This is a genomic window from Methylophilus sp. (genome assembly GCF_052173275.1).
In the GTDB taxonomy this organism is placed as follows: Bacteria; Pseudomonadota; Gammaproteobacteria; order Burkholderiales; family Methylophilaceae; genus Methylophilus.
This window is the reverse complement of the sequence record NZ_JBQMUL010000002.1, coordinates 740,281-756,916: the sequence shown is the minus strand read 5'-3', so window position 1 is coordinate 756,916 and position 16,636 is coordinate 740,281. Positions and strand designations below refer to the sequence as shown.

The 16,636-nt window shown below is 49.5% G+C and carries 19 protein-coding genes; 11 read left to right on the top strand and 8 right to left on the bottom strand.

Translation table 11 applies throughout. The features are described from left to right. Window positions 1-116: 116 nt before the first annotated feature. Window positions 117-353 carry a DUF2789 domain-containing protein gene (locus ACTS9Y_RS05210; RefSeq protein WP_442584918.1) on the bottom strand — a complete coding sequence of 79 codons (237 nt, stop codon included), beginning with the start codon at window positions 351-353 and terminating at the stop codon, window positions 117-119. Between the two features lie 170 nt (window positions 354-523). On the opposite strand from ACTS9Y_RS05210, the gene ACTS9Y_RS05205 reads away from it, so the two are divergent. The 5 genes from ACTS9Y_RS05205 (at window position 524) to ACTS9Y_RS05185 (ending at window position 2,727) form a co-directional block, all read left to right on the top strand. Next, a complete protein-coding gene (locus ACTS9Y_RS05205; RefSeq protein ID WP_442584917.1) occupies window positions 524-991 on the top strand; it encodes a PA2169 family four-helix-bundle protein in 468 nt (155 codons plus the stop codon). 55 nt (window positions 992-1,046) lie between these two features. Continuing rightward, window positions 1,047-1,280, top strand: coding sequence for a DUF2171 domain-containing protein (locus ACTS9Y_RS05200; protein WP_442584916.1), 234 nt, complete (start codon window positions 1,047-1,049; stop codon window positions 1,278-1,280). 233 nt (window positions 1,281-1,513) lie between these two features. Further along, complete coding sequence (locus tag ACTS9Y_RS05195; RefSeq protein WP_442584915.1) at window positions 1,514-1,978, top strand: PA2169 family four-helix-bundle protein; 465 nt, start codon at window positions 1,514-1,516, stop codon at window positions 1,976-1,978. A 39-nt stretch (window positions 1,979-2,017) separates the two neighbouring features. Next, a complete protein-coding gene (locus ACTS9Y_RS05190; protein ID WP_442584914.1) occupies window positions 2,018-2,458 on the top strand; it encodes an OB-fold protein in 441 nt (146 codons plus the stop codon). 56 nt (window positions 2,459-2,514) lie between these two features. Further along, the gene (locus ACTS9Y_RS05185) at window positions 2,515-2,727 is read left to right on the top strand and encodes a hypothetical protein (protein WP_442584913.1); all 213 of its coding nucleotides are present in this window, start codon (window positions 2,515-2,517) and stop codon (window positions 2,725-2,727) included. Between the two features lie 73 nt (window positions 2,728-2,800). Here ACTS9Y_RS05185 and ACTS9Y_RS05180 read toward each other — a convergent pair whose 3' ends face one another. Beyond that, entirely contained in the window at window positions 2,801-3,664 is an 864-nt protein-coding gene (locus tag ACTS9Y_RS05180) for a bestrophin family protein (protein WP_442584912.1), read from the bottom strand. A gap of 44 nt (window positions 3,665-3,708) precedes the next feature. Between ACTS9Y_RS05180 and ACTS9Y_RS05175 the strand changes: the two genes are divergently transcribed. Next, window positions 3,709-3,840 (top strand): hypothetical protein, encoded by a 132-nt coding sequence (locus ACTS9Y_RS05175; protein WP_442584911.1) that lies wholly within the window; start codon window positions 3,709-3,711, stop codon window positions 3,838-3,840. A gap of 41 nt (window positions 3,841-3,881) precedes the next feature. Here ACTS9Y_RS05175 and katE read toward each other — a convergent pair whose 3' ends face one another. From katE to ACTS9Y_RS05160, 3 genes are all read right to left on the bottom strand, one after another. Continuing rightward, window positions 3,882-6,056: a catalase HPII gene (gene katE, locus ACTS9Y_RS05170; protein WP_442584910.1), complete on the bottom strand. Its 2,175-nt coding sequence runs from the start codon at window positions 6,054-6,056 to the stop codon at window positions 3,882-3,884. Between the two features lie 230 nt (window positions 6,057-6,286). Further along, complete coding sequence (locus tag ACTS9Y_RS05165) at window positions 6,287-6,466, bottom strand: hypothetical protein (protein ID WP_442584909.1); 180 nt, start codon at window positions 6,464-6,466, stop codon at window positions 6,287-6,289. Between the two features lie 171 nt (window positions 6,467-6,637). Next, window positions 6,638-8,446, bottom strand: a complete 1,809-nt coding sequence (locus tag ACTS9Y_RS05160; RefSeq protein ID WP_442584908.1) for an alpha-amylase family glycosyl hydrolase — start codon at window positions 8,444-8,446, stop codon at window positions 6,638-6,640. 250 nt (window positions 8,447-8,696) lie between these two features. On the opposite strand from ACTS9Y_RS05160, the gene ACTS9Y_RS05155 reads away from it, so the two are divergent. Continuing rightward, on the top strand, window positions 8,697-9,071 hold the full coding sequence (locus ACTS9Y_RS05155; protein WP_442584907.1) for a hypothetical protein: 375 nt from the start codon (window positions 8,697-8,699) through the stop codon (window positions 9,069-9,071). 88 nt (window positions 9,072-9,159) lie between these two features. On the opposite strand, the gene ACTS9Y_RS05150 is transcribed toward ACTS9Y_RS05155, so the two are convergent. Next, entirely contained in the window at window positions 9,160-10,257 is a 1,098-nt protein-coding gene (locus ACTS9Y_RS05150; protein ID WP_442584906.1) for a catalase family protein, read from the bottom strand. Window positions 10,258-10,586: 329 nt separating this feature from the next. On the opposite strand from ACTS9Y_RS05150, the gene ACTS9Y_RS05145 reads away from it, so the two are divergent. The 3 genes from ACTS9Y_RS05145 to ACTS9Y_RS05135 all read left to right on the top strand — a co-directional run bounded on the left by ACTS9Y_RS05145 (window position 10,587) and on the right by ACTS9Y_RS05135 (window position 13,571). After that, window positions 10,587-12,533 (top strand): putative bifunctional diguanylate cyclase/phosphodiesterase, encoded by a 1,947-nt coding sequence (locus tag ACTS9Y_RS05145; protein WP_442584905.1) that lies wholly within the window; start codon window positions 10,587-10,589, stop codon window positions 12,531-12,533. A 186-nt stretch (window positions 12,534-12,719) separates the two neighbouring features. Continuing rightward, the gene (locus ACTS9Y_RS05140; RefSeq protein ID WP_442584904.1) at window positions 12,720-12,989 is read left to right on the top strand and encodes a hypothetical protein; all 270 of its coding nucleotides are present in this window, start codon (window positions 12,720-12,722) and stop codon (window positions 12,987-12,989) included. A 57-nt stretch (window positions 12,990-13,046) separates the two neighbouring features. Then, complete coding sequence (locus ACTS9Y_RS05135; protein ID WP_442584903.1) at window positions 13,047-13,571, top strand: M48 family metallopeptidase; 525 nt, start codon at window positions 13,047-13,049, stop codon at window positions 13,569-13,571. 2 nt (window positions 13,572-13,573) lie between these two features. Here the strand turns inward: ACTS9Y_RS05135 and ACTS9Y_RS05130 are convergent, their stop codons facing one another. Further along, the gene (locus ACTS9Y_RS05130; RefSeq protein WP_442584902.1) at window positions 13,574-14,653 is read right to left on the bottom strand and encodes a methyltransferase; all 1,080 of its coding nucleotides are present in this window, start codon (window positions 14,651-14,653) and stop codon (window positions 13,574-13,576) included. An 86-nt stretch (window positions 14,654-14,739) separates the two neighbouring features. Here ACTS9Y_RS05130 and ACTS9Y_RS05125 point away from each other — a divergent pair, with 86 nt between their 5' ends. Then, window positions 14,740-16,209 carry an iron-containing redox enzyme family protein gene (locus ACTS9Y_RS05125; protein WP_442584901.1) on the top strand — a complete coding sequence of 490 codons (1,470 nt, stop codon included), beginning with the start codon at window positions 14,740-14,742 and terminating at the stop codon, window positions 16,207-16,209. An 86-nt stretch (window positions 16,210-16,295) separates the two neighbouring features. On the opposite strand, the gene ACTS9Y_RS05120 is transcribed toward ACTS9Y_RS05125, so the two are convergent. Then, window positions 16,296-16,535 (bottom strand): hypothetical protein, encoded by a 240-nt coding sequence (locus ACTS9Y_RS05120; RefSeq protein WP_442584900.1) that lies wholly within the window; start codon window positions 16,533-16,535, stop codon window positions 16,296-16,298. Window positions 16,536-16,636: the final 101 nt, after the last annotated feature.

The following is a 16,636-nucleotide window of genomic DNA, read 5'->3' as shown; positions in this document are numbered from 1 at the left end:
TGCAGGTGAGTAAAAATAACGGCTTCACCTGCTGCTAAAGACTCTCATTTGTTGGGTGTTCAACCGTATTAGTTCATTACCGACCACTGAAAAAATCGCTAACAATGCATGCTAATTTATTGTTTGTGCAACCTGGCATTCAACTGATCTATCACTTCTGCCCAATCCGCATCTTTCAAAATCTCTTCCCGCAAAAATGCTGCTTGCGCTGGTGTCCAGTAGGTTGCGTCAGCCAGTGAGATATAGCCTGCTAAGTGGCTATGTGTTTGGATGAAGCTGTCGATTTCTTCATCACTGTTTGGCAAGCCGAGTTGGGCGAACAGGTTATTGAGTGTGTGTAATGAAGCTTCCATGATGATTCCTATCGTTGTGATTTCTAAGTATTTCACTGCCTGAACAATTCAGACATATTAACCGCAAAGAGAATTCCTACAGCTTTTTAAGCAAACGCTGATGGAAGGCGTTGTTGGCATCGCCCATACTTTCATCTCTTATTGTTTAAATCTGATTCAGGAGACTAGCAATGGTTGATAACAATGATGTGATTGCCATCTTGAATGAATTAATCGAAACCTCAAAGGATGGCGAAGAGGGATTCCGCAGTTCGGCGGAGCATGTGGATGATAAGCGCTTGAAAGACTTTTTCCTGCGTCGCTCAAAAGAAGTAGGTGAAAGCGTGCGTGAATTGCAAACCTTGGTGACTTCGTTAGGCGGCGTACCAGTGAACGCGACTTCGATAGGCGGTACTTTGCACAGACGCTGGATAGACCTTAAAACCGCGTTGACTGCGAATGATAATTTAGCTGTCTTGAATGAGACTGAGCGTGGGGAGGATGTCGCATTGGCGGCTTATCGCGATGCTTTGGAAGTTGGCTTGCCACAACCTATCAGAGCGATTGTCATCCGTCAGTTGGACGGCGTGAAGCGCAACCATGATCTTGTGAAACAGTTACGCGATGTTTTTGATGCAGAAGCTGCGGTTCACTCGTAATACCACCACCATGTAATATCAAAAGTAGTCAAATGTGTGATTAAAGGAGAATGCTATGAATACCAATCAAATTATTCCAGAAATGCCAGTTGTCTGTTCGCAGGGTGGCCACTTTGCTACCGTGGATCATATGGAAGGGAGCGATTGCATCAAACTGAAGAAGGATGACCAAGGCCAGCACCACTATATTCCAACCAGCTGGGTGACCGGCATTGAGGATGGCAAAGTAGTGGTGGATAGACCAGGTGACGAGGCCATGGAAGACTGGACCAAGACACCTACGCACTAGCGATAGCGGCTGACTCATGAGGAGTCACCATCGATGACAGAGGATAGAAAAGACCCAAAGTAAACGCTTTGGGTCTTTTTATTTTAGGAATTCTCGCCCAGAAAATACAGGCGCAGTCGGCTGATTTCGAAGGTGGAATCTTACAGCTTTTTAAGCGATGTCCTATGCAAGCCTGGTGCCGGGATGGGCATACTTGATCCACTCATAAAGCTAATTTGAATCCGGAGATTGAAATGATAGATCACAACGATGTCATTACTGTGTTGAATGACCTGATCGAAACATCTAAAGATGGCGAAGAAGGTTTTCTCAGCTCGGCAAAAAACGCAGATGACGCGCGCTTAAAAGACTTTTTCTTGCGTCGCTCGAAAGAGGTCAGCGCCTGCGTGCGTGAATTACAGGACCAGGTGCGTGCCTTGGGTGGCGAACCGGTGGATTCCACTACTATCGGCGGCATTCTGCACCGACGCTGGATCGATATTAAAACCGCCCTGACCAGCAACGACAACCTGGCGGTATTGAACGAGACTGAACGTGGTGAAGATGTCGCCTTGGCCGCCTACCGTAAAGCGTTGGAGCAAGAGCTGCCAGCGGATGTGAGAGCGCTGATTTTACGTCAGGTGGAAGGCGTGAAGCGCAATCATAATCTGGTGAAACACATGCGCAATATCTATGAAGCGGAAGCGGCTGTTCATTAATGATCAAACGCTGCAAAGCGTTAAATAATGGAGAGAATAATGAAAAAATCACACACATGGTTTTATGGTATTTCAGTGGGGTTGATGGCGGTGAGCTTAATCGGCTGTGAACGGCCACCAGAGCAGGAAACAACTTCAGATAACAAAATCGTTGCCGAGCAGCCGCCATTAGAAACAACTGCCAGCGATATTGCTAAAGAATATGCTGATAACGCGGTGGCCGCGGATAACAAATTCAAGGACATTACTTTTAATGTGAGCGGCACGATAGTCGATGTGCAAAAGAATTCGATCAACGAGCCTTACGTTAGCCTGAAAGGTGGCGTTGACCCGACTAAAGAACCGCAGTTTGCTTTTATTGTGGCCGATAGGGAAAAAGCGTTTGAACTGAAGCCGGGACAAAACGTAAAACTGCAATGTAAAGGCCTGGGTGACTTGGCTGATGCGCCTATGGCTGGCGAGTGCAAGATACTGGAGTGAGCGCTAACTAAGTAACACGACTAAGCGCTGGCAACAAATATATAAAAGGAAATAACATGACAACAGATTCAAAAAACCTGATTGAAGAAATCATTGATAATGCGATCGATCCATCCACTCACCTGAATAAAGAGGATGCTGACCCGGCTGTGCCAGACTCGATTGATCCGGATATTATCAAGCGTACCCACAATGATCATCGCTTGCACAAGGATGACCCGCTTAATGAAAACCTGGTGCCTGACCCGGATAAAGTCTCTGACGCATAGTTTTGTTTGATGACCTTGAAGCAAAAAAAGCCGCGATGCGCGGCTTTTTCATATCTGCTGCTGACAGATTGATTTATAGCAACTCTTCCACATGTTTTTTGATATTGGCTGCCAGTTTGGGTGTCGGTAAGTCATTCAAGTCACTGCCAAACGGGTCTTCGATTTCTTCGGCAATCAGTTCCAGGCTGGCTAGCACATAAAAAATAAATACCACTACAGGTACCACGTAGTAGCCAAGGTTGAACACAAACCCAAACGGCAAGGTCATCACATAGAAGAAAATAAATTTCTTGATAAACGCGCTGTAAGAGTAGGGGATGGGCGTATTTTTGATGCGTTCGCAAGCGCCGCAGATATCGGTAAATGACTTCAGCTCTTCATTAATGATAAAAAACTGGTCGCCGCTGATTTTGCCCGCGATATACAGCTCATTCGCTTTTTGAAACAACTTCTGAGCAATCTGGTTGGGGTGATGCTCGTGGTGGTCTATCTCTAAATCCAGACCTTCAAACAGCATTTTGCTGACTTCTTCATTCATCAGATGTTTGGAAAGCACAGAAGCATAGGTCGGGATGATTTTTCTGAAGAAATCCAGGTCTTCTTCGTCAGATAAATAAGCCGACAGTTTAATTGCCAGGTTGCGGCTATTGTTCACCAGCGCTCCCCATAGTTTTCGGCCTTCCCACCAGCGGTCATAAGCGGTGTTGGTGCGGTAAGCCAGCAATAATGACAACACAAAACCAACGGTAGTGTGGATCAGGGAAAGGTTTTTCACGTGACTGGTGTCAGCCAGTTTCCAATACTCTAGTTCCAGATAGGCAATACCACCTGCATACAAGCCTATCAGTATCATCATCGGCGTCAGTTTGCGAAAGGTATCCGATTCGTGAAAGCGGAAGATGAAGATAATCCAGTCTTTTGGGTTGTATTGAATCATGGGTTTTATTTATTGAGAAGGTGCGGCGAGTTTAGCATGGCCGCATGATAAAACTTGCTGGTTGGCTTTGTGATTGGATCATTCAAGTGCAGGGCATAGCTCAGGCTGATGCATGTATTTCTGACATCACACGCTATTTCACCGATGCTAAGCAAAAGAAAACCCGCCTTTGGTAAAGCCATGCGCGGGTTTTTTCCTACGATTAAACAGTCAAAATTTAGGCTGGAATGCTCTCTGCCAATGCTTCTCTATCCCAGGTGCGATGCGCTTTCAATGCAGTCAGCAATTTACTTTCTAATGCAGAAAATGCGTCGCCACTGACCAGGCCGGCATCTTCTTTGAGCGGCAGGTCATTCAGCAGTGTTGCGGCATCGCCATTGAGCACGATAGCTTTGAGGTGTTTGTAGGATTCATACAAAAAGTGGATCGCCGCACCGTTCTTTAACACCTGCTGGCTGATGTCATCACCATCCAGCACGATCACGGCATCAAATGCTACCGAGGGCTCGCCTTTGATGGAGCCATCGACCTCTATCAATGTCTGATTGCGTGATTTGATGGGCGCGGAGTTTTCACCCAGCAACATCACGCTGATGGCATGTTTTTCGGCAAAAGACTGCGTGGCTTGCAACTGCTCATCCGAAATCCCGGCAAAGGCAAGAATGGCGATTTTTTTGCCTTTTACATCGTCAGGCAAAAGATTTTGCTGGCTAAGGGCAGGTGAAGCTTTCAGTTTACTATCTGGGACTGCCACGGTTTGTTTGGTTGGCGGTGTGATACCCAGATTGGCTGCCACTTTTCCGGCGAGGTCTAAATCGATGTTAGACAGTATCTCGTTCACCACCCGCTCGCGGATAAATTTGCGCTGCACTTTGCCTAACTCAAAACTGTAGGCGTTCACCACGTGCGTTTTTTCATGATCACTCAGGCTATTGTAGAACAGGCGAGGTTGCGAAAAATGGTCGCTGAATGACGCTGACCGTTCGCGGATCTTATGCGCATCAATGCGTTCGTAATAGCTTTCAAAACCGCCATCTTTGGCAGCAGGCGGTGTTTCTTTTGGCCAGCCGCCATCGATGGAATTAGGTTCATAAGAAGCCTGGCCTTTGTTGATGGTGGTGCGGTGGATGGCATCACGCTGGTTATTGTGAAAAGGGCATACAGGTTTGTTGATCGGGATCTCATGGAAATTAGGCCCGCCCAGCCGGCTGAGTTGGGTATCGGTATATGAGAATAAGCGGCCTTGCAGCAAAGGGTCGTTACTGAAATCGATACCGGGCACGATATGGCCAGGGCAAAAAGCCACTTGTTCAGTTTCGGCAAAGAAATTATCCGGGTTGCGATTCAGCACCAATTTGCCTAGTGGTGTAATGGGCACCAGTTCTTCGGGGATGATTTTGGTCGGGTCTAGAATATCGAAATCGAAGTTGTGCTCGTCTTTTTCATCCACGATCTGCACGCCAAATTCCCACTCGGGATAGTTGCCTTGTTCAATCGCATTGCCTAAATCGCGCCGGTGAAAATCCGGGTCTTTGCCGGCCAGTTTTTGCGCTTCGTCCCACACCAGCGACAGCACGCCTTGCTTGGGTGTCCAGATGAATTTAACAAATTTGGAGGCGCCTTCATCATTGATCAGCCTGAAGGTGTGCACGCCAAAACCCTGCACCGTGCGCAGGCTTTTGGGGATGGCGCGATCTGACATCGCCCAGATCACCGCATGTGAAGCTTCGGATTGCAAGGAGACAAAGTCCCAAAACGTATCATGCGCCGAGCCGCCGGTGGGGACTTCGTTGTGCGGCTCAGGTTTTACCGAGTGTACAAAGTCCGGGAATTTAATCGCATCCTGGATAAAAAACACCGGGATATTATTGCCGACCAGGTCAAAATTACCTTCGTCGGTATAAAACTTGATGGCAAAACCGCGCACATCACGCACGGTATCGGCGGAGCCTCTGGGCCCTTGCACGGTGGAAAACCTGACAAATACCGGCGTCTGTTTGCCTTTTTCACTGAGAAAGCCCGCCTTTGAGAGCTTGGCGTGATTGGCATACGATTCAAAATAACCATGCGCGGCAACGCCTCTGGCATGCACGATACGTTCCGGGATACGCTCGTGGTCAAAATGGGTGATTTTTTCGCGCAGTAAAAAGTCTTCCAGCAAGGTGGGGCCGCGTGCACCTGCACGTAGCGAATTCTTGTCATCGGAGATTTTAACGCCTTGGTTTGAGCGTAGCGCCTGGCCAGTCGCGTCGGATTTATATTGTTCTAGATCCTCAATTTTTGCCGAAGTATTTTGCTTGTCCAGAGCATCCGCACCCGCCGCACTACTTTTGTCTGTGTCAGTCGTTGCTTTTTTGTCCGTGGTTTTACTGTTGTCCGTAGTGACCGCCATTTTACTTCTCCTAACCCATGTTTTTAGAGCATTGATATTAGGAGGTTTGCTGACAAACCATTATAGGCAAGTCACGGATAACCCTGTAGGAATAACCAGCGCATGTTTGCAGTGCTTGCCGCTTGAGGTGTGTCAGCTTTAGAGGCGACAGGATAGAGCGCAAGCGGATACACCGGAGGCGCTTAGTCAGATCCGGGGATCCGGTAAGTCAACGCCTGCGAAATCATGCTCTAGGGGATGCCGATAATCTTGAGGTATTCTTCCAAAGTCAGCGTCAGTTGTTGCAACGAGTTGTTGACTTCATCCAGATGCTGATTGCCATTTAAATGCAGTTTTTCAAGCAAGGCTTTGTGTTTCTCCACGGCCTCTAAATGCGCTTCGAGTTTGGCTTCTTTTAATTCTGCGGTCATGGTGGTTTCTCCTGATAAATCGATTTTGCTTTAGAAATAGCTTTTGCGTGAGCTATTGTAGGTTGGAGTCGTTCACTACGCGCAAAGTTTGGGCAATCAATAGAATCCACTCTTAAAAACGGAACAACCTGCTCACAGCAAAGCCGTTGGCAGGTTGTTTTATACGCGCAATTATTTATCCTGCGTATAAATCAGGCACGCATAAGCGCCTATGGTGACTGGCGCTGAAAATGCATAGCCATCCAAACCCTCTTCATTGGCGGTGATGTCGCCTGAAGGGGTTTCATCCATTTCTTCGTTATACAGGCCAGCATCGCTGTTGAAGCGCAATTTCCAATCCCCGCCTTGCGGCAGGCCGATGACGTAGTTTTCTTTGCGGCCTTCGGCGAAGTTGAAGACGACGACGACATCATCTCCGGCACCACCTTCTTTCCAGCGGTGCATGGCGATGAGTTTGTCGGTGTCGTTCACATGGTGAACCGCGGTATGTTGACCACTCAGGCCGGCGGATTGCCCGGACCGGTTCAGGCGTAAATGGATAAGGTCGCGATACATGGTGGTGATATCGGCATATTCTTCAGCGCGCTGCCAGTCGATAGGGCGGTCATCGCGGAACCACTGGTCGCGCAGGAACTCCTGGCCTTGCAGTAGCATGGGGATGCCGGGGGCAGTGAGTACCAGGGCGGCCCCCAGGCTGGAGCGCTTGATCGCGTAGCGGTTGGGGTGTTCGCTGGGGTCTATCTCTGACACCAGGCGTTGTTTGCCGTTGGCGACTTCGTCGTGTGACTCGGTGTAGACGACGCGCTGGAAGGCATCCTGATTATACTGGTTGAGTAGGGCGTCACGCACGACAGCCATGGAGCGGTTGGCGTCATCCATCTCGATCAGCACTTCACGGATTGGGTGCACAAAGCCGGCATCCCACTGGCTGCTGAAATTGGCGCCGCCGTGTTCTTTATTCAGGGTGAGTTCCGGGCTATTTTGCAGGTCTTCGGCAATGGTGATCTTGCCGGGGTGGCGGATCTGCACTTCACTGTTGATCCATTGCAACAAGCTGAAGCCTTCTGCGATCAGGTCCTGCGCATCGGCTTCTACACTGCGGATATACAGGGTCATATCGTAACGCAAGCCATCGGCCTGATAGTCGCCCAGCCACATCATGGCGTTATCAAAAATATACTGGCGGACTTCGCCGCGTCCATAATCCGGGCGGGTATCCCCCCATGGCGTAGTAGAGCGCCAGTCGTTGTAAAAGTAGATACCGCCTTTGTTATCTTCGCTCCAGCCGTCAAACTGCCACAGGCTGATGTCAGAAGGGCCAAAGTGGTTGTAAACCACATCGACGATCACAGCGATGCCTGCCTCATGTGCAGCGGCTAAAAATCGCTTGAAACCTTCTGCGCCACCGTAAGCGCTTTCAATCGCATACGGGTGCGCCGGGTTATAGCCCCAGGAATAATCGCCGGCAAATTCAGCGATCGGCATCAGTTCAACGGCATTGATGCCCAAGGCTTTTAAGTGCGGCAGGCGCTCGATGGCGCTATCAAAATTACCGACCTGGCCTTCTTTTGCGTTAAAAGTGCCGATATGCATTTCATAAATCACCAGGTCATTCCAGGCTGGCATCTTGAAGGGGCTATGTGGGAGTTCAAATAAATCCAGTGGCGGAATCACGCCGCTGCCCACCGAGTTGGTCACGATCTTGGCGTAAGGGTCTATGCGTTGCAGTTGCTGCTCGCCGTTGATGATATGGAATTTATATTCGTCACCCGGTTTTGCATGGGAGAGGTCGGCATACCAGTAACCGTTTTCTTCATGTACACAGGCATCTGATGTCGCCTGCCAATCGTTAAACGAGCCTATGACTGACACTTGATCTGCATGCGGTGCCCACACGCGGAAAGCCACCCCATGTGCATGCGGGATGGCACCCATGCCGGGTAGCGGGTCGAAGGTGGTTTGGGGGTTGGCTGACGACATAATGATTCACTCCGGCAATTGGTCTATGAGGGGCGGTTGAGCCTGTTTTGCAGGCTGGGCAATGTAGGAGAATCTATCTAATCTGCAACATGGAAAAAAGACGCGGGATTCTGATATTGCTGTCAGCGCTTTCTGTCAGATAAGTCTTACTTGAGAATCAGCAATCGGCCTGCAATTGAAAACCATTCGCCCCACTAAAATAAGCAAAAATTTGCATTACTAACAATATTATTGGACAGGTTGAAGAGACATGCTGACATCGATTGAATTTGCGAATGAGGTTTTTGAAGAATTAAGTCAAGCTATAGATCAGGCTTGTAAAGAACGCTACTGGTTTACTGCCTGCCGCAATGCACGCGTACTCGGGCTTAAACAATCGGACATGAGCAATGGCGCTGCCTATGGGCAATGTTTTGCGTTGCAGATCGAGCCGGATATCACTATCAACCTCACCTATCAATCAGTGGAGTCTTGTGAGACGCTCACGCCAACAGATATCGCTAGATTTGAGTTGCAGCTTAAACACGGTGATGTGCTGATCAAGGCATACCGGAATGAGTTTGAAGAGGCACCCATCTCACTGGTGAGAGCGGTGCGTCATCACAGCTATTCTGCAAGCCTTTAATAAACTCTGAATGCCTACCCAAAAAAGCCGGGATTCCCGGCTTTTTTATTTACTCTCTGTTATTTCAAATCTCTATCTTATTTCAAGTCTATAGCACCTTTGTAGACCTGGGCTCATGCATAGGGCAACCATTGAATTCTCTGCGGAAAGTACTCGAGTGCTGGTAAGTGAGTTTGCGGGCCCGCATCACCGAGCCTAACGGCCTGTGCGCCGCAATGCCTGTCCAGGGGCTGAACGCCAGCTTATCTTCAATCGGCGGCGAGATTTTTTCATCCCATGCGATCTGCGGCTGCACATCAATGGTCGCCACTTTCAGGTATGGGCTTTCATCCTCAGGCCAGGCGATAGAGGCATCTTCAATCGGCATGGTGTCCAGATTGCGGCATAACTGTACCAGCACCTCCCATTGAGCGGGATTGCTTGCAAAAAACGCATTCACCGCCTGCCTCAAGGCATCTGGTTCTGCATTGGAATTCACATGCGTCCCAATCAATGCCTGCAATGCGGGGCTGGATGGCCGCACAGATAATTTCGCCATATAAGGGCCATACAGTACCGGCACCTGGGTAAAAAACTGCTCGCCCAGAATATGGGTTTGCGGATAACCGCCCATACTTTTGATGGTAGCGCTTTCACCGCCCAGGCTTTCGATCACCTGTTCTACACCACGCAAAAACGCCGAGATGACTTTTTTAAACTGGGGGAATTGATTGGTGGTTTTTGCCAGTAACTTCAGGCCGCCTAAAAAGCTTTTCGCATCTTTATTTACAAAGGCCGGGCCGCTCACCAGCAAAAAATCTTGTGTATTGTCTGCAGCGTCACCCTGCAACCGTTCTCCTTGCACGCCAATCACTTTAAGGGCAAAGCCGCGTGGCGTTGAGACACTGTCATCAAGAAAATCTCCTGGGCTGGTAGAGAGCCTGATAACCGCCTCATACACCTGCGCATCTGCGAATATGCCTTGCTTCAATTCAGGTGGCAAGTCAGGCGCCACGGTCAGTTTTCCTGTGAGCACACCATGGCTTTTGATATGCACGCTACGGTAGCCATGCTGGTGATCCTTTGCCGTGACGTCACTGATGCTTTGCAGGGTAGTGACCAGGTCCTGAATGGTTTGCTGCTCGTTCTCCTCAGGTGTTTCAAACGAAGGGTCGTAGGTAACCGGAGTGGAAAGTGTGGTCGTCATGGTAGGGGCCTTGATTGATGCCTGCTTTCAAATGACTTTCCAGCAGGGCATTTATTGTTATTGAATGTATTTTCTTCATCATTGAATAACGTTTTCGGCTTTTGCTTTATCAGGAAGTTGCGCATTCTCTTGTAGGACAGGCTTACCAGAAAGTTGGGTTTAGTGTCGTTTCTGGCGGCACAAGCGGCTTGCCAGAAGGCTGAAAACCCAGGGTTCATGCGCTTTTAAGGCAAACTAACTGAGAATAGAGTGGAAAATCTATCTATTTCTTAGAGATTAAATTAAATTGACGCTAATTAATATTGGGCAACCAGAAATGAATTATAAAAATGCCTTTTTCTAAAACGACAACGCCAGAACTTCTGCTCGCCAGGTATCGTAGCCTGATGGCCGATGTGCCCGTAGTGATCTTCGCCGGGCTGAGCGCAACGGCTATCCAGGTGATCGCCTTGCGCGATGGGATAGACTGGCGCGTGTCGGTGGCGATGCCACTGGTAAGAATGACCTTGGCTGCCATGCTGTTTATCTATTGGTTCTGGCACCGGGAAGATAACCCGGGCATAGAAAAGGTCCGCTGGCGATTGCGGGCGGCTTCGATTGTGCTGGTGTTTTCCGGCGTCGTGACTTTCTTCCGCAGTTTGTACCTGTTTAATCACACCGATAGCTTCGGCCATTATTTCCTCATCATCTACATCACATTATTCGGGCTGTGCTTTGCATTCATCTTAAGCAAAATCGGTGTGGCCGCATTTATCTATAATTTCCTGCTGATTTCCGCCGCCCTGGTATGCATTTTTATGGGTAATTTTGAACAACCTTATGTGTTGGCTGGGCTGGTGCTGGTGTTTGAGATTGGCATGCTGTTTGCCATGCGCGCAAGCACCAATGTGTTTGACCGGCTGGTGAATGCCACTTACGAAACGCATAGCTTGCTGGAAGAAAACCAGCGCCTGGCTAACCTCGATGCTTTGACGCACCTGCCCAACCGGCGCCAGTTTTTCATGCATGTAGAACAGCAACTCGCGCACGCAAAAAGAACCGCAGACCGCTTTGCTGTGGGCATCGTCGATCTGGATAATTTCAAGCCGGTGAATGATGTGTATGGCCACCATATCGGTGACCTGGTACTCACTGAAATTGGTGAGCGGCTGGCGCGCATTAAAATCGCAGGCGTGCAGTTTTACCGGCTGGGTGGCGATGAGTTCGCATTCCAGGTGATTACTGATCCGCAACATACCATCCTGAGGCAGATCGGCAAAGAAGTGAACCGTGTGATTTCGCAACCTATCATCGCCGATGGCATCCCTATCAGCATTAAAGCTTCGATTGGTGCCTGCGTGTTTTCCAACACTAAAGATACGGCGCAGGAGCTATATGAACATGCAGATTTTGCGCTTTATCACGTCAAGCGCACGGGTCGCGGCAGCATGGAGATTTATTCGCAGACGCTGGAAGAAGAGCGCCAGCACCTGAATAAAGTAGACCAGGCATTACGCGCCGCCGATATGGAAGCGGAACTGTTCCCGGTGTTTCAACCTATTGTCAATGTGAATACCGGCGCGATCAGTTCTTTTGAGAGCCTGGCGCGCTGGAACAGCCCTGCCATTGGCATCGTGCCGCCTGCGGTATTTATCAGCGTGGCGGAAAGCCTGGGCATTATCTCTGACCTCACGCGGCTGATGTTCCAGAAATCCATTATTGTCATGGGCACCTGGCCTGCGCATATTCGGCTGTCGTTTAACCTTTCGGCCTATGATGTGACCAATAAAGCAGTGATTGAAGAGTTGATTTACATGGTGGCGCAAAGCCGCATCCATCCATCACGGTTTGTGTTTGAAGTGACCGAAACGGCCTTGCTGCAAGACTTTACAACGGCCAAGGATAATATCGAACTGTTACGCCAGTCTGGCGCAAGAATCGCGCTGGATGATTTTGGCACCGGTTATTCCAGTTTGAGCCACGTGCAAAACCTGCCGCTGGATAAGCTCAAGATAGACCGCAGTTTTATCAAGGATATTGAAACCAACCCCACCAGCCAGACCATAGTTCGTTCGATTCTGGCCTTGTGCCAGGGCATGCAGGTGGAGTGCGTGGCCGAAGGCGCTGAAACCGAGAGCCAGGTGCAATTTTTGCAGCAGATGGGCTGCCAGCTGATCCAGGGCTATTTCTACTCCAAACCGATGGCGGAGGAACATATCCAGGCCTATCTGGCCGAGCGCAGCTTGCTGGCGGATGCCGTCGTGCCGGAAGTGGTTTTGAATGGCCTGGTTGCGTGAGTAAGTTGCCTAAGTAACGTACATCATCAAATCGCGTAGGTCAGTCGCATATTCAAATCGAGTAATGACGTAGCGTCATCCACTTCAATGACTCTCTAAAGTCGCCATCAATGAATCTTTCCTATTGTTGATGACATGCTGGTCGCTTAAGCTGTGGGCTCGTCAAGCTGGCCAGGAGTCATCATCATGGGTAAACCTTTCATGGGCATGCTATGCATGCTGCCAGTCATTCTGTTAATCACACTCCATGTGCATGCCGCAGATGCAACGCTCGCTATAGCCACCACCGATGGCCGCGCTTTCGCAAGCCTGACCGCTGTGGAGATCGAAACGCTGAGTGTGCCTGATCAGGCGGCTTATCAAACGTGGGCGGCTACGCACAATGCTGAGACTTCAACCTACCAGCAAACAGAAGGCCCTAATACCATGGATCTGTCGTCCGATTTTTCGATGTAAGCCGTTATTGATTCAGGTTTATTTTCTTAAACCTGGCCGCTAGCCTAAAATGGCGGCATGTCTCTGCAGATGATTCAACAATACTTCCCTGGTTATCCCGCGCATATGCATGCGCAGATTTTGCAATTGCATACGCAAGACAAGCTGGGCGACTATATTCGCCAGCGCTATCCACAAGCGCATATGATTCAAAGCGATAAGGCTTTGTATGACTTTTGCAATGAGTTCAAGCAGCGTTACCTGAAAAATGCACCACTGCTGGATAAGGTGTATTTTGATAACCGCCTGACGGTGGAACGGCAGACACTGGGCTTGAACACCGCGATCTCCCGCGTGCAGGGCGGCAAGCTGAAAGCCAAAAAAGAGATCCGCATTTCGGCTTTTTTTAAAGGCACGCCGACGGAATTCCTGACCATGATTGTGGTGCATGAACTTGCGCATCTTAAAGAGCGTGATCACGACAAAGCGTTTTACCAGCTATGCCAGCATATGGAACCCAACTATATGCAGTACGAGTTTGATTGCCGCGTGCATCTGTTATGGCTGGCGTTAAACAAAGCCCAGCCGGATGCCATCACCTAGTCTTACGGCTCAACCACCGTGCTGATCAGCTGCAATAAAGTATCTGCTTCCACCGTGGGGCGGCTCACAAGTAACCATACGGCGGCAATCCTGTCTGCCCGCGCGTAAGCCTCTGTCAGCAGTTCTTCACTGAAAATATCCGGGTCTATCTCTGTGTACTGATAAGTGCAGCCAGCGGTTTTGGTCATCTGTTTCACCGCTTCCAGAAACGGGTCTTGACCATCCACAATGGCAACACCGGTATATAGCATCAGACTGCCGCCAGGTGCCAGGCGGGTAAGGGCGGCTTCTACAATATCCAGCGAAAGTTGTGCGCCTAATGGCCCGCTGCCATGGCGGTAAGCACGGGCGGAAGGGTCTACCAGGTAGGGCGGGTTGGCGACGATCAGATCAAACTCGCCTTGCAGGTCATGCAGCAGGTTACTGTACTGAAAATGCACATTGGCAATGCTGCTGGCTTTGGCATTGGTGTTAGCAAACGACAATGCTTTTTGATTGATATCGATGCCGAGGATTTCAGCGTAAGGTAATGCTTCCGCCAGCAGAATCGCGCCCACGCCTGAACCGGTGCCTATATCCACACAACGTTGTACTTTGCCTGGCAGCGTCGCCAGCGCGCGATACATGGCATTGATAAAACGGTAAGTATCCGGGCCAAAAAATACCGCGTCCTGTGCATCGGTGGGGAAGCCCGAATGTAGAAATAATTTGTCGGCCACACTGGAGACCCGCACCAGTGACTGCCAGCCATTCTCAACCGGACGCAACACATCAGCGGCGTGCATCAATTCTAAAATCTCTACACCTACCGTTTCTTTGGTGAATGCGCGGTTCCAGCCAAACACATCATGCAGATTATTTGCCCATGCATTCGCCGGCCGCTGATTGACCAGTGCATGCGTGGTCGGCGTGACCGTGACAAACTGGTAGCCGCGTTCATACAGGAGGCTGAGCAGTTTTTCTAAGGGGTCGCGAGTATTCAGATCATGGACTTGCGCTGTCACGGTGACATCCTTTGCAATGACATAGAAGTAATGACATACCAGCTTAACAGAAGTCTGCGATTGTTTTAATAAGCGCATTCCTACATGTTTCTCCTTGATTGTCTGATAGGGAATTTAGCGCTAACTGCGTAACTTACTCACTTGATCAATCAAAGGCGTTCACTATGTCTGGTGTGCATATAGAAATCGGAAGGCCGCAGCAAGCAGTCAAGCGGTGGTCCTCAAAATCGATTTACTTCTCATTGTTAGAAGCAAGCCATACAGCCACAATCCGGGCTGAGAGTGCTGTTTTCCTCACCCAGCAACTGAGCGAGACGCACAGTCATGCCACCACCATGCCAGCCACCTTTGAACAGCTGGATACTTGGCTGGCTGAACACAATGAAAACGTGGGCCGCCAATATCACGCATATCTTGCCGCGCGAAAAGCGGGCCAGCCCAGGCAGTATTTCCGCACAAAATCCCATGCACTATTCTTTCTGCGAGCAGTCGCACCCACCAAACTGGTGGATGGTTCATGGCTGTATGGCTTGATGAAACACTGGCAAGACCCGCGACTGGCCTCATTGATTAAAATCTATCTTGAAGAGTTGGGCGATGGCGTAGAAGCCATGAATCACGTTGTGCTTTACCGCAAACTGCTCAAACTGAATGCCTGTGAAGACTGGAAAAACCTGGATGAAAATTTCTTCACCCAGGGCGCCATCCAGTTGGCCTTAGCCGCGCATACCGATAGCCATTTGCCTGAAGTCATCGGCTTTAACTTAGGCTACGAGCAATTACCTCTGCATCTGCTGATCACCGCCTATGAGCTCAAAGAGCTCAATATCGACCCCTATTATTTCACTTTGCATACCACCATTGATAATGCCCAATCCGGCCACGCGCGGTCTGCGATTGATGCCGTGCGTGAAGCCATGCCACTGTTCGGTGACTCACATGACTATATACGGCGCGTGATCGCGGGCGTGAAACTGAATGACGTTGGCTTGAGCACACTGGATATCATCCGGCAATTTGATTTGCACGCTGAAGTGGTGCGCATTCTGCAAAGCAAAGCCAATATCGGCCAATTCATGCATTCGGATCGTTGCGTCATTGCTGGAAAAACCGTCAACGAATGGTTGGCAGATCAAGACCAGGTGGCGGTGTTTTTAGCTGAAATGGAGAACGTAGGCTGGGTTAAACGTCACCAGAATCCTGAAGATAGCCCTTTTTGGAAAGTGATTGCCGGAGACAAAGCGCCCATGTTTGGCGTATTCACCGGTTATGAACAGCAAGTGATTTACGACTGGATCGCGGGCGAGGCCATTGAAAGCCTGCCTATGCTGGCACGCCTGGGCCGACCATGGCGCATGGTAGAAAAACAGTCTATCGCCCAGGAGGAAGCCCGGCACAAACAATATAGCAATGTATATGACTTCCATTCAGGCAATAAACTCACGCACCAGTTGCGCCTGGAGAATGACTTTAATCAGGACCAGCTTTCCTTCGAACGCCATGTGCATAGCATCGATAATGAGCAAAAACTGATGCAGTTTTTAGTGGACTGGATGTCACCCGCCAAACACTATACTTCGCTAGGGTTGTGCGCCACGCGCTATTTCAAATCACATATGGATTCGCTGTTCTAAATAGCCGAACGTGGTCCCGCTAAAATACAAAAGCCGCATCTCCATGCGGCTTTTGTTTAAGTAATCATCTAATCCAGCGATGCGAGTTAGCTACAACCGCCCGAACTACAGCCACAGGACTTACCAGAAGGCTTAATGGTCTTTTTCTGCCACGCCTGCTCAAATGCCTCCCTGCTCATGGGCTTGAGATTCAATGACTGCTGCAATTCGTCATCGACGGCCTGTGTCTGGTAACGGTTAAAATGCGCCAGATACCTGGCATAGGCGCGGTCAGTGCCTAACAACTTCTGCCAGTGGGTCCATAACCATTTTTTCAGTTTAAACATGCATGCTCCTTGCTTACTACTTGTTTGATAAGCCATTGTACAGAATGGTTCTTGCTGCGGTTCATCTAAATAGCCAGCGCTCAAGAATAACCACACGCTAT

Bases quoted from the DNA above. Each gene is read 5' to 3' on its own strand.
- ACTS9Y_RS05210 (WP_442584918.1), bottom strand. From the start codon at position 353: ATGGAAGCTTCATTACACACACTCAATAACCTGTTCGCCCAACTCGGC.
- ACTS9Y_RS05205 (WP_442584917.1), top strand. From the start codon at position 524: ATGGTTGATAACAATGATGTGATTGCCATCTTGAATGAATTAATCGAA.
- ACTS9Y_RS05200 (WP_442584916.1), top strand. From the start codon at position 1,047: ATGAATACCAATCAAATTATTCCAGAAATGCCAGTTGTCTGTTCGCAG.
- ACTS9Y_RS05195 (WP_442584915.1), top strand. From the start codon at position 1,514: ATGATAGATCACAACGATGTCATTACTGTGTTGAATGACCTGATCGAA.
- ACTS9Y_RS05190 (WP_442584914.1), top strand. From the start codon at position 2,018: ATGAAAAAATCACACACATGGTTTTATGGTATTTCAGTGGGGTTGATG.
- ACTS9Y_RS05185 (WP_442584913.1), top strand. From the start codon at position 2,515: ATGACAACAGATTCAAAAAACCTGATTGAAGAAATCATTGATAATGCG.
- ACTS9Y_RS05180 (WP_442584912.1), bottom strand. From the start codon at position 3,664: ATGATTCAATACAACCCAAAAGACTGGATTATCTTCATCTTCCGCTTT.
- ACTS9Y_RS05175 (WP_442584911.1), top strand. From the start codon at position 3,709: ATGATAAAACTTGCTGGTTGGCTTTGTGATTGGATCATTCAAGTGCAG.
- katE (WP_442584910.1), bottom strand. From the start codon at position 6,056: ATGGCGGTCACTACGGACAACAGTAAAACCACGGACAAAAAAGCAACG.
- ACTS9Y_RS05165 (WP_442584909.1), bottom strand. From the start codon at position 6,466: ATGACCGCAGAATTAAAAGAAGCCAAACTCGAAGCGCATTTAGAGGCC.
- ACTS9Y_RS05160 (WP_442584908.1), bottom strand. From the start codon at position 8,446: ATGTCGTCAGCCAACCCCCAAACCACCTTCGACCCGCTACCCGGCATG.
- ACTS9Y_RS05155 (WP_442584907.1), top strand. From the start codon at position 8,697: ATGCTGACATCGATTGAATTTGCGAATGAGGTTTTTGAAGAATTAAGT.
- ACTS9Y_RS05150 (WP_442584906.1), bottom strand. From the start codon at position 10,257: ATGACGACCACACTTTCCACTCCGGTTACCTACGACCCTTCGTTTGAA.
- ACTS9Y_RS05145 (WP_442584905.1), top strand. From the start codon at position 10,587: ATGCCTTTTTCTAAAACGACAACGCCAGAACTTCTGCTCGCCAGGTAT.
- ACTS9Y_RS05140 (WP_442584904.1), top strand. From the start codon at position 12,720: ATGGGTAAACCTTTCATGGGCATGCTATGCATGCTGCCAGTCATTCTG.
- ACTS9Y_RS05135 (WP_442584903.1), top strand. From the start codon at position 13,047: ATGTCTCTGCAGATGATTCAACAATACTTCCCTGGTTATCCCGCGCAT.
- ACTS9Y_RS05130 (WP_442584902.1), bottom strand. From the start codon at position 14,653: ATGCGCTTATTAAAACAATCGCAGACTTCTGTTAAGCTGGTATGTCAT.
- ACTS9Y_RS05125 (WP_442584901.1), top strand. From the start codon at position 14,740: ATGTCTGGTGTGCATATAGAAATCGGAAGGCCGCAGCAAGCAGTCAAG.
- ACTS9Y_RS05120 (WP_442584900.1), bottom strand. From the start codon at position 16,535: ATGTTTAAACTGAAAAAATGGTTATGGACCCACTGGCAGAAGTTGTTA.